This is a genomic window from Acinetobacter sp. ANC 3813, from assembly GCF_002135435.1.
Classification (GTDB): Bacteria; Pseudomonadota; Gammaproteobacteria; order Pseudomonadales; family Moraxellaceae; genus Acinetobacter.
This window is the reverse complement of sequence record NZ_NEGK01000003.1, coordinates 129202-144379: the sequence shown is the minus strand read 5'-3', so window position 1 is coordinate 144379 and position 15178 is coordinate 129202. Positions and strand designations below refer to the sequence as shown.

16 protein-coding genes are annotated in these 15178 nt (G+C 44.0%); 13 read left to right on the top strand and 3 right to left on the bottom strand.

Features of this window, described 5'->3' with window-relative positions; all coding sequences use genetic code 11:
- Positions 1-579, top strand: a complete 579-nt coding sequence (gene pnuC, locus B9T34_RS05605) for a nicotinamide riboside transporter PnuC (protein WP_086212187.1) — start codon at positions 1-3, stop codon at positions 577-579.
- A gap of 90 nt (positions 580-669) precedes the next feature.
- Entirely contained in the window at positions 670-1407 is a 738-nt protein-coding gene (locus B9T34_RS05600) for a 5'-nucleotidase, lipoprotein e(P4) family (protein ID WP_086212435.1), read from the top strand.
- A 70-nt stretch (positions 1408-1477) separates the two neighbouring features.
- Here the strand turns inward: B9T34_RS05600 and B9T34_RS05595 are convergent, their stop codons facing one another.
- Positions 1478-2662, bottom strand: coding sequence for a multidrug effflux MFS transporter (locus B9T34_RS05595; protein WP_086212186.1), 1185 nt, complete (start codon positions 2660-2662; stop codon positions 1478-1480).
- A complete protein-coding gene (hpaA, locus tag B9T34_RS05590) occupies positions 2662-3558 on the bottom strand; it encodes a 4-hydroxyphenylacetate catabolism regulatory protein HpaA (protein ID WP_086212185.1) in 897 nt (298 codons plus the stop codon). The genes B9T34_RS05595 and hpaA overlap by 1 nt, the downstream gene beginning before the upstream one ends.
- Before the next feature lie 150 nt (positions 3559-3708).
- Between hpaA and B9T34_RS05585 the strand changes: the two genes are divergently transcribed.
- The 11 genes from B9T34_RS05585 to B9T34_RS05535 all read left to right on the top strand — a co-directional run bounded on the left by B9T34_RS05585 (position 3709) and on the right by B9T34_RS05535 (position 13795).
- Positions 3709-4368 (top strand): fumarylacetoacetate hydrolase family protein, encoded by a 660-nt coding sequence (locus B9T34_RS05585; RefSeq protein WP_086212184.1) that lies wholly within the window; start codon positions 3709-3711, stop codon positions 4366-4368.
- 3 nt (positions 4369-4371) lie between these two features.
- Entirely contained in the window at positions 4372-5133 is a 762-nt protein-coding gene (locus B9T34_RS05580; RefSeq protein ID WP_086212183.1) for a fumarylacetoacetate hydrolase family protein, read from the top strand.
- A gap of 17 nt (positions 5134-5150) precedes the next feature.
- Entirely contained in the window at positions 5151-6611 is a 1461-nt protein-coding gene (gene hpaE / locus B9T34_RS05575) for a 5-carboxymethyl-2-hydroxymuconate semialdehyde dehydrogenase (protein WP_086212182.1), read from the top strand.
- Between the two features lie 53 nt (positions 6612-6664).
- On the top strand, positions 6665-7513 hold the full coding sequence (gene hpaD / locus B9T34_RS05570; protein ID WP_005010821.1) for a 3,4-dihydroxyphenylacetate 2,3-dioxygenase: 849 nt from the start codon (positions 6665-6667) through the stop codon (positions 7511-7513).
- A gap of 15 nt (positions 7514-7528) precedes the next feature.
- On the top strand, positions 7529-7918 hold the full coding sequence (locus tag B9T34_RS05565) for a 5-carboxymethyl-2-hydroxymuconate Delta-isomerase (protein WP_086212181.1): 390 nt from the start codon (positions 7529-7531) through the stop codon (positions 7916-7918).
- Positions 7919-7932: 14 nt separating this feature from the next.
- Positions 7933-8736: a 2-oxo-hept-4-ene-1,7-dioate hydratase gene (gene hpaH, locus B9T34_RS05560; RefSeq protein WP_086212180.1), complete on the top strand. Its 804-nt coding sequence runs from the start codon at positions 7933-7935 to the stop codon at positions 8734-8736.
- A 12-nt stretch (positions 8737-8748) separates the two neighbouring features.
- Positions 8749-9552, top strand: a complete 804-nt coding sequence (hpaI, locus tag B9T34_RS05555) for a 4-hydroxy-2-oxoheptanedioate aldolase (RefSeq protein ID WP_086212179.1) — start codon at positions 8749-8751, stop codon at positions 9550-9552.
- 11 nt (positions 9553-9563) lie between these two features.
- On the top strand, positions 9564-11012 hold the full coding sequence (locus B9T34_RS05550; protein ID WP_086212178.1) for an NAD-dependent succinate-semialdehyde dehydrogenase: 1449 nt from the start codon (positions 9564-9566) through the stop codon (positions 11010-11012).
- A 103-nt stretch (positions 11013-11115) separates the two neighbouring features.
- Positions 11116-11766 (top strand): EthD domain-containing protein, encoded by a 651-nt coding sequence (locus B9T34_RS05545; RefSeq protein ID WP_086212177.1) that lies wholly within the window; start codon positions 11116-11118, stop codon positions 11764-11766.
- A gap of 209 nt (positions 11767-11975) precedes the next feature.
- Complete coding sequence (locus tag B9T34_RS05540) at positions 11976-12203, top strand: hypothetical protein (protein ID WP_086212176.1); 228 nt, start codon at positions 11976-11978, stop codon at positions 12201-12203.
- Between the two features lie 197 nt (positions 12204-12400).
- Complete coding sequence (locus B9T34_RS05535) at positions 12401-13795, top strand: MFS transporter (RefSeq protein ID WP_086212175.1); 1395 nt, start codon at positions 12401-12403, stop codon at positions 13793-13795.
- A 96-nt stretch (positions 13796-13891) separates the two neighbouring features.
- On the opposite strand, the gene B9T34_RS05530 is transcribed toward B9T34_RS05535, so the two are convergent.
- A complete protein-coding gene (locus B9T34_RS05530; RefSeq protein WP_086212174.1) occupies positions 13892-15088 on the bottom strand; it encodes an MFS transporter in 1197 nt (398 codons plus the stop codon).
- Between the last annotated feature and the right edge of the window lie 90 nt (positions 15089-15178).

Here is a 15178-nt window from a genome sequence, read left to right as displayed (position 1 = left end):
ATGACACATTTAGAAATCGCTGCTTTTATTTTAAATGTTTTGGGGGTCTGGCTTACCTCTAAGCAGTACCGCATTTGCTGGCTGGTCAATATTGTTGCGGTGATTCTCTATATGATTTTGTTTTACCAAGTGCATTTATTTGCCGATGCCGCTTTGCAAGGGGTGTTTGTCATTATGCAAATCTACGGCTGGTACAGCTGGTCGAAAGCTTCTGCAGATCGGCCTTTGCTTGCTGGCTATATGCATAGACCAATGATGGTAAAAAGCATTGTAATTGGTGCAGCAGGCGGCTTGTTTTTAGGCCTGCTGTTTTCTGTTTACACCAAAGCCTCTTTGCCTTGGCTGGATTCAATGCTGGCATCATTCAGCTTGGTGGCCAGTTATTGGGCAGCCAAAAAATATATTGAAAGCTGGGCCATGTGGTGCATTTTAGATGCCATTTATGTGCTGATGTATTTGTATAAATCACTGAATTTGACTGCGTTCTTATATTTCCTCTTTATTTTGCTGGCATTGAATGGCTGGCGTATGTGGAAACAGCAATGGAACGCGCAGCGCCAAAATGAGGTGACATTGTAATGACATCATTAAAACGTTTCAGTGATTGAATGAGATGCGGCAAGTCATTGCAAAGGCAATTCCGTGTGCTGCCAAGAGATGAGTTTGATTATGAACGTGAAAAAAAATTTCCTGAATTTAATGCTGGCGATGCTCGCTGTTTTAGGTGCTGCAAATCTTCAGGCTAAAGAATATCCGAATTGTGCAGCTGTACAGCAATATGGTATGAGCCTGAAATTTCAAAACCGTTCTGCAGAAGTACAGGCTTTGCAACTGCAGGCTTTTAATGTAGCAACACATCGTTTAAAAGAAATTTTGCAGGAACATCCGAATGCTAAAAACTTGGCGATTGTGACCGATTTAGATGAAACTGTTTTAGATAATACAGATGTTTTTGTGCAGGATTTAAAACGCTGTGAAGACTATACCAACTGGAAGTCTTGGGATGCGTGGGAAAAATCTGGACAGCCGCAAGCCATCGAAGGCAGCTTGGATTTTTTAAACTATGCCGACCGGCATGGGGTAAAAATTTTCTATGTTTCGGACCGCTCCGAAAAATTCCGGGCATCGACTATACGCGCCATGAAACAGCTGAATTTGCCGCAAGTGCACAGCCAGCAGATTTTATTATATGGCACGCCTAAAGAGCAGCGCCGTCAAACGGTCAGTGCGGACTACAATGTTGTGATGCTGCTTGGCGATACGCTGCATGATTTTTCAGCTGCCTTCAGCAATCAGCAGACGCCTCAAGAACGTGCAGAAGCAGTTAAAAGCAATAAAGAACAATTTGGTGAGCGCTTTATTGTACTGCCCAATGTCAGTTATGGCGCATGGTCTAAAACCCAGTAATATTGAACGAATAAAAAAGAGCGGATGACCGCTCTTTTTTATTTTGAGAGATTCATTGAGATAAAAATCATCAGCTTTCATGCATGCCTTTGGTCAGCAGCAGGCTGATTAAGCACAGGCTGGCGCTGATGCCAATCACCGCATTCATAGATGCAGCGCCGTAGCTGGAAAATAATAGGCTGACCACATAACTCATGATTGCGCCCATGCCAAACTGCATGGAGACAGAAAGTCCAGACGCTGTACCTGCTTGCTGCGGTAAAATCCGCAATAAATTGGCCATTGAGTTTGCGCCGATAGATCCGGTCACACCGACAAAACAAGCCAGTCCAATGATGAGCCAAATAGGCGACCTTAAGTCTAAACAGCCAATCAAGGCTAGATACAGTCCAGACATGCAGGATATGCAGGCCATAATCTTCAGCAGTTTTAGAGAAGAAAAATATTTTAGTGCGCGGGTGTTGATGCTGGTAAACACTAAAACTGAAAATAAATTAAAAGCAAACAGATAGCCATATTGGGTTGGGCTAAAGCCATAATGCTGAATAAAGACAAAAGAAGAAGCGGTAATGTAGGCAAACATGCCGCCAAAAGAAAAACTGTTGCTGAGCATTAAACCCCAAGCATAGCGGTGGCTCAATACAGTTTTGTAGTTGCTGAGGATACCTGCCGGTATATGCGTGCTGGGCGGCGCATGAATGGCAATTTTGCTCCAAATCAAGCACAGCAGCGCATAGATGAATAAGAAGATAAAAATAGCGTTCCAGCTAAAATGCTCTGCGATCATCGCACCCAATACTGGGGCAGCCAGCGTTGCCATAATAGTGATGATATGCATCAGCGACAGAATTTTAGGGATTTCTGCATTGCTGAATAAATCACGCACTAAGGCTCTAGATAAGACAGAGGCACTAGCGCCGCCAATGGCTTGCAGTAGACGGAACAGCTGCAGTTGTTCAATTTGGCTGGAGAAGACACAGCCCAGTGTCGCTAAAATATAAATCACCATACCAATCAGCAGCAGCATTTTGCGTCCAAACCGGTCTGACAGCGGGCCGTAGACCAGCATGCCGGCACTGAAGCCGATTAAGAATAACGTAATGGTTTGCTGTACTTCACTGACTTGCGTCTGCAAATCCTGAGCAATTAAAGGCAGGCTCGGCAAATACATGTCGATGGACAAAGGCCCAAAAGCCACCAAAGCGCTGAGTAAAACAATGATGGATTTAGGAACTGCATTCTCTATTTTAGACATTACATTCTGACCGTATTCATATGGGTACTGCGGTAGTCAGATGGGCGGACGCCTGCATGACGGGTAAAAAAGCGGCTGAAATAAGCGGGGTCTTTAAAGCCCAGCTGATAGCACACGGTGTTGATGGTTGAATCCGAAAAAATCAGCAAGCGTTTGGCCTCCTGCATTTGACGGTCAAATATCAGTTTCTTTGAAGAAATATCCGCTACACGCCGGCAAATGTCATTTAAACGGGTTTCGGTCACATTCAGTGCCTGGGCATATTCATGCAGCGGCCAATGTTCTAAAAAGTGATTTTCTATTAATTCATTGAACGATCTGAACGTTGCGAGATCACCGCTGCAGCTGTTAATGCGCGGCGCCGTAACATCACCAAGACGGATCATTTGAATAAAAATTAAGGTCACCAGATTTCTTAAAGACGTTTGCCGATGCGGCTTGTTGGACTGGAACTCTCGCTGCAAATCATCAAAGTAATGTTCCAGCTGCATCAGGTCTTCGGTGTTTTTATTCTTTAAGCCATCGAGTGAAATGCACAGCGGAACAATATTCTGCACTTTTAAATCGACCTGCAATAAAGGCCAGACCAAATTTTGCTGCACAGTGAGCACATGTCCTTCACACATCGGATCGGTAATAAAGGAATGCGCAACGGATGGCGGTGTCAAAAAGCACACAGGCGCTTTACAGACATATTTCACATCATCCAAAAAGATGCGGATCGAGCCTTTGGTAAAGAAATGAATTTGAAAGAAACCGTCATGACGGTGCGCGGGCATGTTCACGCCAAAGAAGTCAGCCAGTTTGCCTTGCGCATCATAATGAATTTCCGAATCCATATAGCGCTGATCGTAAACTTCACCTAATTTGATGTTTGGAATCTGCATGTGATTCATACCTTCTAGTCCATGAAAAGTATAATTTTTTAACTTTACCTGTAAAAAGTACTTGAAAAAAGTTAATATGTTAATTATAAAGTTAATATATTAACTAATTTGCAAAATGTCTAGTCAATAATTGATCAGATCATAGATAGAGAGTCTCAAATGAGTGAGTTGAAAAAGATCAGCATGGATGGGAATATTTTTGGTATCGCATTGAATTACAAATGCTTATACGAAAAACTTCAAGCTCAGTTTAATGAAAAGCCTTATGTGAATGAGCCGAAGAAGCCAGTTTTGTTTATTAAAACACCCAATACACGCAATGCGTCTGGCAATTTGGTCATTAAGAAAAAAGATGACATTTTACAAGCAGGCCCAGCACTTGGCATCGTGATCGGCAAAAGTACCAGCCGCGTTTCGGAAAATGATGCTTTGTTGCATGTAGCAGGTTTTGTGGCAGTGAATGAATTGAGCTTACCAGAAGATAGTTACTATCGTCCTGCAATTAAGGCGAAATGCCAAGACGGTTTTTGTGTATTAGGTACACCTGTGGCTGCAGATGCAGTTACAGATCTGAATAACTTGACGTTGCGTGTTTTTGTTAACGGTGAACTGAAACAAGAAGGAACAACAGCCAATTGGATTCGTACACCTGCGCAAATTATTGAAGAAATTTCAGAATATATGCCTTTGAATGAAGGTGACATTATTCTGACAGGTACCCCATATGGCCGTGTAGATCTGCAAGCAGGTGATGAAGTCCGTGTTGAAATTGATCAGCTTGGCTCAGTGACAAATACAATTCAGGAAGAAGGGAACTAATTAATGAAAACTGCACGCATCCGCCATAATGGTGAAATTTTCAATGTTGAAGTGAATGATCAGCTTCAAGTGACTCTTCCGAATGGCCAAGTACTCAATGAACAAGATGTAGAATGGCTGCCGCCAGCACAGGGCACCATGTTCGCTTTAGGTTTGAACTATGCAGACCATGCGCGTGAATTGGCTTTTGAACCGCCAAAAGAACCGCTCATCTTCATTAAAGCGCCAAATACTTATACAGGCCATAATGAAAATACTTGGCGTCCTGACAATGTGGACTATATGCACTATGAGTGTGAGCTGGTTGCCGTGATTGGTAAAACAGCGAAAAACGTGAAACGTGAAGATGCTCTGGATTACGTTGCAGGTTACACACTGTGCAATGATTATGCGATCCGCGACTTCTTAGAAAACTACTACCGTCCGAACTTACGTGTAAAAAACCGTCATTCAACCACGCCAGTTGGCCCATATATCATTGATAAATCATTGGTGCCATCGCCAAATAATTTGGTGCTGAAAACTTGGGTCAATGGTGAACTGCGCCAAGAAGGCACGACTTCAGACATGATTTTTGATGTGCCATTCCTTGTGGAATACATCTCATCATTTATGACTTTACAGCCAGGCGACATGATCGCGACGGGTACACCAGAAGGTTTGTCTGATGTGGTGCCGGGAGATGAAGTGATTGTGGAAATTGAAGGCGTAGGCAAATTACGTAACTTCATCATCTCAGAATCAGAATTTTTTCAAACAGTTTAAGTTAAAGGATTAACAGCATGATTAAGCATTGGATTGACGGCAAAGAAGTCGAAAGCAAAGAAACATTTACCAACTACAACCCAGCAACTAACCAAGCGATTGGTGAAGTGGCAAGCGGCGGTCAGGGAGAAATTGATTTAGCTGTTGCGGCAGCAAAACGCGCAGCGCCGGGCTGGGCAAAAACACCAGCCAAAGAGCGTGCACGTTTAATGCGTAATTTGGGCGACTTGATTGACCAAAACGTTGCAAAAATTGCAGAACTGGAAACTTTAGACACAGGTTTACCAATCCATCAAACCAAAAATGTTCTGATTCCACGTGCTTCGCATAACTTCAACTTCTTCGCTGAAGTATGTACACGTCTAAATGGTCATACTTATCCAGTAGATGACCAAATGCTGAACTACACACTGCACCAGCCTGTAGGTGTATGTGGTTTGGTTTCTCCTTGGAACGTACCGTTTATGACGGCAACGTGGAAAACTGCACCATGTTTAGCATTGGGTAATACTGCTGTACTTAAAATGTCTGAGCTTTCGCCATTAACAGCAAATGAGCTGGGCCGTTTAGCGCTAGAAGCGGGTATTCCTGAAGGCGTATTTAACGTTGTTCAAGGCTATGGCGCAAATGCAGGCGATGCACTTGTAAAACACCCTGATGTACGTGCGATTTCATTCACAGGCGGTACAGCGACAGGCCGTAAAATCATGGCTGGCGCAGGCTTGAAAAAATATTCAATGGAGTTAGGCGGCAAGTCTCCAGTGGTGATTTTTGAAGATGCTGACCTTGACCGTGCATTGGATGCTGCATTATTCACAATCTTCTCTTTAAACGGCGAACGTTGTACTGCAGGCAGCCGTATCTTCATTCAAGAGTCTGTATATGATGAGTTCGTAAAAGAATTTGCGCGCCGTGCGAAAAACATCTTGGTTGGCGATCCGCAAGATCCAAACACGCAAGTTGGCTCAATGATCACCAAAGCGCATTACGACAAAGTTACTGGCTATATCAAAATTGGTATGGAAGAAGGCGCAAACTTGGTTGCAGGCGGTTTAGAGCGTCCAGCAGGTCTAGCGGATCATTTGAAAAATGGTCACTTCGTTCAGCCAACTGTATTCGCTGATGTCGATAACCGTATGCGTATTGCCCAAGAAGAAATCTTTGGCCCAGTGGTATGTTTGATCAAGTTCAAAGATGAAGTTGAAGCGCTTCGTTTGGCAAATGACACTGAATATGGCCTAGCATCTTACATCTGGACGCAGGATATTGGTAAGGCGCACCGTATTGCTGCTGGCATTGAAGCAGGCATGGTGTTCATTAACAGTCAAAACGTGCGTGACTTACGTCAGCCATTTGGCGGCATTAAAGGTTCTGGTACAGGCCGTGAAGGCGGTGAGTACAGCTTAGAAGTGTTCACTGAGCTGAAAAACGTATGTATCTCAATGGGTTCACACCATATTCCAAAGTGGGGCGTGTAAACGCTCCCTTCGGGAAATGAATAAAGAATTTTAAAATTTCAGGAAGAAAGAATATGGGTAAGCTCGCTTTAGCTGCAAAAATTACGCATGTGCCATCGATGTATTTATCTGAACTGCCGGGTCCGCAAAATGGCTGCCGTCAGGCTGCAATTGACGGTCACATTGAAATTGGCCGCCGCTGCCGTGAATTGGGTGTAGATACCATTGTGGTTTTTGACAGCCATTGGCTAGTCAACAGCGCATTTCATATTAACTGCGGCGCGCATTTTGAAGGCGTATATACCAGTAATGAACTGCCGCACTTCATTAAAAACATGGAATTTGATTACGACGGAAACCCTGAATTCGGTCAATTGATGCAAGAGGAAATTGCCAAAACGGGTATCCGTGTTCAAGCGCATAACATCGAAAGCTTACATCTTGAATATGGCACATTGGTTCCAATGCGTTATATGAACCAAGACAAAAAATTTAAAGTGGTTTCTGTATCTGCGTTCTTAACATCGCATGAACTGCAGGACAGCCGTAAATTTGGTGAAGGCTTATTAAACGCGATTGAAAAATACGACGGTACGGTTGCTGTGTTTGCTAGCGGTTCATTGTCGCATCGCTTCATTTGGGATCGTGAAGCGCACCGCGGTATGGACTCATATACACGTGAGTGGGACCGTCAGGTCGATAAGCACGTGGTCGGCATGTGGGAGCGCGCAGAGTGGAAAGAATTCACAGAGATGCTGCCTGAATATGCTGAGTACTGCTATGGCGAAGGCGGTATGCACGACACAGCAATGCTATTGGGCCTCTTGGGTTGGGACAGCTACAGCAAGCCAGTTGAAATTGTGACGCCAGCTTTCCCAAGTTCAGGCACAGGTCAAATCAACGCGATTTTCCCAGTGGAATAATTAGGAGTTCAGATCATGCCTCATTTCATTGCTGAATACAGCGCCAATATTAAGGATGACATCGACTTTCAGGACTTCTTTACTAAGGTAAATACCTTTTTGGGCGCAACAGGTGTATTTCCTTTAGGCGGTATCCGCAGCCGTGCCATCCGCATGGATGACTATGTGATTGCCGATGCCAAGCATGATTATGCCTTTATTCATATGACCTTAAAAGTTGGGGCAGGGCGTGATTTGGAAACACGGCAGCGTGTTGCAGAAGAGCTATTTGCTTTGATAGATGCACATTTTAAGCCTTTGAAAGATAAGCGTCTGCTGGCGGTGTCTTTTGAAATGACAGAACTTGATCCGGTATTGAATTACAAATCCAACAATATCCATCAATTCTTAAATGCACAGAAATAAGCGGATTTATACATATGCTAGATCAAGAAAAAATTAAAGCTCTCGCGTTAGAGTTAGACCAAGGAGAGAAAACCCGTACGCAAATGCGTCAGTTTTCGCTGCAGTACCCAGAAATTACCATTGAAGATGCCTATGCCATTCAGAAAGAATGGGTAGCGCATAAAATTGCCGAAGGCCGTAAGCTGATTGGTCATAAAATTGGCTTAACTTCACGCGCTATGCAAGTCTCTTCAAATATTACTGAACCAGACTATGGCGCGCTGTTGGATGATATGCAGTTTGAAGAGGGTTCAGACATTCCATTCGACCGCTTTATTGTGCCGCGTGTAGAAGTCGAGCTTGCGTTTATTTTAGGTAAAGACCTCACGGGTCCAAACTGCACAATATTCGATGTGCTTGATGCAACGGATTATATTATCCCAGCGATTGAAATCATTGATGCGCGTCTGCATAACACAGACCCTGAAACGGGCATTACCCGCAAAGTATTTGACACTATTTCAGACAATGCTGCCAATGCAGGCATTGTATTAGGCGGGCGTCCGATCAAACCGCATGACCTCGACCTTCGTAAAATTTCTGCAATCCTGTACCGCAATGGTGTGATTGAAGAATCAGGTGTATCGGCTGCAGTACTCAACAACCCTGTAAAAGGTGTGGCATGGTTAGCCAATAAATTGCACCCGCATGGTGTGACTTTAAAAGCAGGCCAAGTGATTTTGGGCGGTTCGTTCACGCGTCCAGTAGCAGCCCGTCCTGGCGATACTTTCCATGTTGATTATGATCAGCTGGGTTCAATCGCGTTCCGTTTTGTTTAAGGAGAAAGGGCAATGTTAGATACAACCAACTACTTTAAGCAAAAACTGAAAACACAGCAGCAGATTGGTATGTGGTTAGGCATGGCAGATGGCTATGCGGCGGAAATCGCAGCCAATGCGAATTTTGACTGGCTGCTGATTGACGGTGAGCACGCGCCAAACGATTTGCGCACAATTTTGCATCAATTGCAGTCAATTGCGGCTTATAAGAGCCAAGCGGTTGTCCGCCCTGTAACAGGTGATGTAGGATTGATTAAGCAGCTGCTGGATATTGGTGCGCAAACACTGCTCATTCCAATGGTCGAGTCTGCAGAACAAGCAGAGTTGATGGTGAGTGCAACCCGCTATCCGCCAGAAGGTATTCGCGGTGTGGGTTCTGCCTTGGCGCGTGCGTCACGCTGGAACAATTTAACAACCTATTTGAACGATGCCGATGAGCAAATCTGTGTCATTGTGCAGATCGAGTCCAAAAAAGGCTTGGAAAATCTAGACGCAATTTTACAAGTAGATGGTGTTGATGGTGTATTTATTGGCCCCGCAGATTTATCGGCGGCGCTTGGCCATCGCGGCAATCCGGGTCATCCAGATGTGCAGGAGATTATTATTTCCAGCATTGAGAAGATCCGTGCGTCTGGCAAAGCAGCAGGAATATTGTCGGCTGATGAAAAGCTGGCAAAACAATACTTAGCGCTAGGAACTGAATTTGTTGCTGTAGGCGTAGACACCAGTTTGCTCATGAAATCCATGAATCAGCTGTTGGCAAAATTTAAAGACGGGTCAGCGCCACAAAGCAGCGCTGCGCCAAGCGTCTATTAAGGAGAACATAGATGCAGCTCAAAAATTCTGAATTGCTCAAACAGCAAGTTTATATTAATGGCCAATGGCTGGATGCAGATGACGGTAAAAGTTTGCCTGTCACCAACCCAGCAACAGATGAAATTATTGGCCGTGTGCCAAGCGTATCTGCTGCGCAGGTTGAGCAGGCTGTACAAGCTGCAGAAGCTGCGCTGGAAGGCTGGAAACAAAAAACCGCGAAAGATCGCTCAGCATTGTTGCGTACTTGGTTCAATCTGATTGTGGAAAACCAAGAAGATTTGGCTGTTATTTTAAGTACAGAACAAGGCAAGCCGATTACCGAAAGCCGCGGTGAGATTCTGTATGGCGCAAGCTTTATTGAATGGTTTGCCGAAGAAGCAAAACGTACTTATGGCGATGTGATTCCACATGATAAACAAGGCCGCCGTTTGGTTGTGATTAAACAGCCAGTGGGTGTGGTTGCTGCCATTACGCCGTGGAATTTTCCAAATGCCATGATAACCCGTAAAGTTGGCCCTGCATTGGCAGCTGGCTGTACGGTGATTATTAAACCTGCATCTGAAACACCACTGTCTGCATTGGCGTTGGTGGCTTTGGCAGAACAGGCGGGTATTCCAAAAGGTGTAGTGAACGTTGTAACAGGCAGTTCACGTGAAATTGGCGGTGTATTGACAACGCATCCAGCAGTGAAAAAAGTCTCTTTCACTGGTTCTACGGGTGTCGGTAAATTGTTGATGGAACAATGTTCTTCAACTATGAAAAAAGTCAGCATGGAACTGGGCGGCAACGCACCGTTTATCGTGTTTGAAGATGCAGATTTAGACAAAGCTGTACAAGGTGCAATTGCATCTAAATTCCGTAACTCAGGTCAAACTTGTGTCTGCACCAACCGTATTCTGGCGCATGAAAGCATTCATGATGTCTTCCTTGAAAAGCTGGTTGCAGAAGTGAACAAACTGAAAGTTGCACCTGCTTTTGAGCAAGGTGCAGAACAAGGCCCGCTGATCAATGAAAAATCAGTGGAAAAAATTGAAGAGCACATTGCAGATGCAGTTGGCAAAGGCGCGAAAATTGTTGCTGGCGGAAAACGCCATGCCTTGGGCCATACGTTCTTTGAACCAACGGTATTGTCAGGGGTAACTCAGGACATGCTGGTAGCTAAAGATGAAACCTTTGCGCCGCTTGCACCTGTATTTAAGTTCAGCACAGATGCTGAAGCGATTCAGATGGCGAATGACACAGAATTTGGTTTAGCTTCGTATATTTATACCGAGAGCCTGAGCCGCGCATGGAAAGTCGGCGAAGCCCTGGAATACGGCATGGTGGGCATTAATGAAGGTCTAATTTCGACTGAAGTCGCGCCATTTGGCGGGATTAAAGAATCAGGCTCAGGCCGTGAAGGTTCAAAATACGGCATTGAAGACTATATGGAAATTAAATATATGTGCATGGGCATCTAAGCCAGCGCTGTATCAATATTTAATTTAAAAACAAGGACCTTTGGGTCCTTTTTTAATTTCAAAATACAGAAAACGAAAAAACTAATCATCTAGGGATAGAAAAATGATCAAAAGAATGGGGCTTTTTCAGCGCCGTCAGGACTTAACACAAACTCAATTCAGCGCCTATTGGGCAAAAAAACACAGTCCGCTGGTCATGCGCATGCCGAAATTTTTGCATTATACCCAAAATCACTGTATAGATTTTCTGCCGAATTTTACTGCAGGGCATCCTGCTTTTGAGATCGACGGCATTGCTGAAATGTATTGGCACGATGAACAGGAGATGCAGCAGGACTTTAACAGCCAGCAGTCGATTGAATTGCTGCGTCAGGATGAAACCGAATTCATGTCGTCTATATCCGTTTGCATTGTTGAGGAAGCGGCAATGCAGGGGATTCAATCCAACGTTAAAATCATTCTATCTTTAAGCAGTGCTAACTCTTTAGTCACTGAGCAGTCGTTGAAGCAGGTACTGCCAAATTTACGCGGCATACAGCGCAGCGATGTGCAGCAGATGATGGACCGTCCGCAGTTGCCTGCGCTGCCGTATGTGCCTCAGCAATTTTTCAGCCTTTGGTATGATCAGTATGCGCATGTTTTGGCTGATTTTGAATCTGGCGCATGGCAAACATTCTATACACAGAGCTTCCAGCACATTCAGCGTATTTCTGTACTGATGGTGCATCCGTTAAAAGTGCGTGTAAATTATTAAAATTCACATGAAATATGCCGTTATAGACCAAAGTCTAAGCGGCATATTTTAAATAAGTTAATGATTTGAAATAGAATAAATGCGCATCATGGAAAGTGCAACTTTAAATGAATTTAGTACCTTTATTGAGCGTATGAGATCGTTTAAAAAATAGTTATGGATATGCTTATTTTAAAAGAAGATCCAAGGAAAATAGCAGGGATACGATTATGGAAAATCGCACGACAGTTTTTGAGGCTGCGCAGTACATCAGCATGCATGAAGCCTTAACCCCCGAATTGCTTCGCCACTATTATCCAGATGAATTTAGCACGGATAAACAGAGTTTAAATGCATATCAGTATGGGATCTTATATCAAATAGTTTCATTTTCAGTTGGTGTATTTACATCTGTAAAGCGCATGCTTCATGCATTTTTACAGCGTTATAAAGGCTAAATGCGTTCAAGTATTTTGACTGGAAGATGCTGAAGCTCCTCAAAGCGGATATTCGAACTCAAGCCAAAATTGATCTTTCAATAGCACATTGATTTAAACAGGCACCTAAATTTTAACAGTGATGAACCAGCAGAAGAATACTGCTGGATGGACGTTTTCATCCCTAAGTTTTACAGTTTTTAAGAGAGGGACATCTCATGTCTACAGCACAGGCTGTTCAAGATAGCAATAAAATGTCTGCCAATGACCGTAAAGTTGCTTTTGCAACGATTATCGGCACAACCGTAGAGTGGTATGATTTTTTTATCTACGCGGCTGCTGCAGGTCTTGTTTTTAAAACATTATTCTTCTCACCGGCAGGTTCAAATTTAGGCACAATGCTGGCATTTGCAACTGTTGGCTTAAGCTTTCTATTCCGGCCGCTGGGCGCGTTCCTCGCAGGTTACTTTGGCGATATATACGGCCGCCGTTCAGTATTGGTGGCGACACTGGTGGTGATGGGCTTATCGACTGCATTGATTGGCTTATTGCCAACCTATGAAACGATTGGAATCTGGGCGCCGATCTTGCTGCTGCTGCTTCGTATTCTTCAGGGTTTATCTGCAGGCGGTGAATGGGGCGGTGCGGTACTCATGGCGGTTGAACATGCGCCTAAGCATAAGCGCGGCCGTTTCGGCTCGTTCCCTCAGATTGGCGTACCTTTAGGTTTATTGCTGGCTTCAGGCATGTTTGCATTGATGAGCGGTGTGATTGCACCAGGCGAAGCTTTTATGGAATGGGGCTGGCGTATACCGTTTCTGTTTAGTATTGTGCTGCTGTTCTTGGGCCATTGGCTGCGTAAATCTGTAGAAGAAAGCCCTGTATTTGAAGAAATTAAGGAGCGTAAATCTGCTTCTAAAACGCCAATTAAAGATCTATTTAAAAACCACGCTGCATTGGTGGTTGTGGCGGCGCTGGTTTTTGCGGGCAATAGTGCAATCGGTTATATGACCACAGGCGGTTTTATTCAAAACTACACGACTAATCCAGAAGGGCCGCTTGCTCTGCCGCGTACTCCTATCCTGATTAGTGTGACAATTTCAGCGGCTATTTGGCTGATTTTTACTTGGTTCTCTGGCGGTTTATCGGACAGAATCGGGCGACGCCAGACTTATATCTATGGTTTTATTATTCAGCTCATGGGTGTGCTGGCCTTGTTCCCCTTGGTGAATATCGGTGAAATCTGGTCAGTATCATTAGGCCTATGCTTCTTGGCAGTCGGCATTGGCATGACCTATGGCGCACAATCAGCGTTTTATTCTGAATTGTTTCCTGCATCGATCCGCTTTTCAGGTGTTTCTATTTCTTATGCTTTAGGCGCAATTTTGGGCGGTGCATTTTCACCATTAATCGCATCGTGGCTGGTCAGCACCACAGGTTCTACAGATTCGGTAGCTTTCTATCTGGCAGGGATGACCATCGTAGGCTTAATAGCAACGATTCTGCTGAAAGACCGTTCAGGCATTCCTTTGGGTCCAGATCATGAAGATTTGCAAAATGAATCTGCTTTTACCTTTAGTAAAGAAAAAGTTAAGCGTGTATATAGTGATTAATCGCTAAAGCATAGCCATAAAAAGCTGGGTTTATCCCAGCTTTTTTATTTTAGATGATTTTGTTATATGAGTTGAAATTGCTCAAATGACCCAATTTTAGGTTTTGTCTGTGCTTAGCTGATTGTGTTTAATGAATTGTAAATGAGACAAAATCCATATTGCCGCGAAGAAAATCAGCAGTGAAAAGACTGCCAAAGACAGCATAATGCCAAAGTGATCAATTAAGACACTGGACAATAATACGGGCCAAATGGTGCCTTGATAGCCGAGCAGCAGGAAAGTTGAAAAAATTGCCGGCGGTTCTTTTTGGGTCATTAATCCGACCAGATAATAGGCTGGACTGAGGCATAAGCCGTGTCCGATCCCTACAGCTAAAATACTGCTGATGAGCCAGAAATTTAAATGCGTATATTGTGCCAGCATTAAAGACGCGCAGCCAAACAGCGTTAAGCACAGTCCTATAATTATACTGGTCGATTCTTTTAAATTTTTACATATTAGCTGCGTGAACGTAGAAATAAACAGAATGACAGAGATTGAAAATCCAGTCAGTGTTGCAGACTGTGCAAGGGGTAAAGCTTTAATAAAGGTGCCTGCCAGAGCGGCATACAGGCTGAACATGCCAAAACAGCACACTGCAGTCATGGCGCAGGGGAAGAAAATCTTTTGATGCAGCGGCAATGCAGGAATATTCCAAATGGAAGCCTGCTTTGCTGCTGTGAGTGGAATATGGCGGTACCGAATCAGCGGGCAAGCGCAGAGTGCAAGGGTGGAAACCGCCGCAATAATCCAATAGGGTGTACTGAGAGGAGACTGGCTATAGTCAGCCAATAATCCGCCAACTAAGGGGCCAAGTCCGAAGCCAAAAACGGTAATCATTGATGAAATTTTTCCAGCATGTTCTTTATGCTTGAAAGGATATTTTTGTGCAAGGCCAATAATCGTTGCAGTGGACAGCAAGCCTGAAGAAATCCCAATAAAAAAGCGCGCTGCGCATAAGTGCGCAATACTGCCAGCCAGCGCAGAATAAGCAAGTGACACAATGCTGAGGGCTAAGCCTGCCATCACAGTTTTTTTATAGCCATATTTAGCGCTTAATCCATTTAAAAACAGCAGGCTGAAGACTACACCGACCATATAAGCAATAAAAGCATAGCCGATTTCAGTGGTGCTGATCTGCCAGCTTTCTATATAAATAGAATATAGCGGGCTTGCCAGTGCGGTACTGAGGACACCCAAACAAAGGCATAAACACAGTATGATGTATTCGAGATATGTGGCTGAAGGCTGCATAATGTTATGTTAAAATTGACCGATGGGTCGATTTTATTTTAAAACTGACCTTTGGGTCAATTTTATTTTTTGGATCAGGACGATTTATTG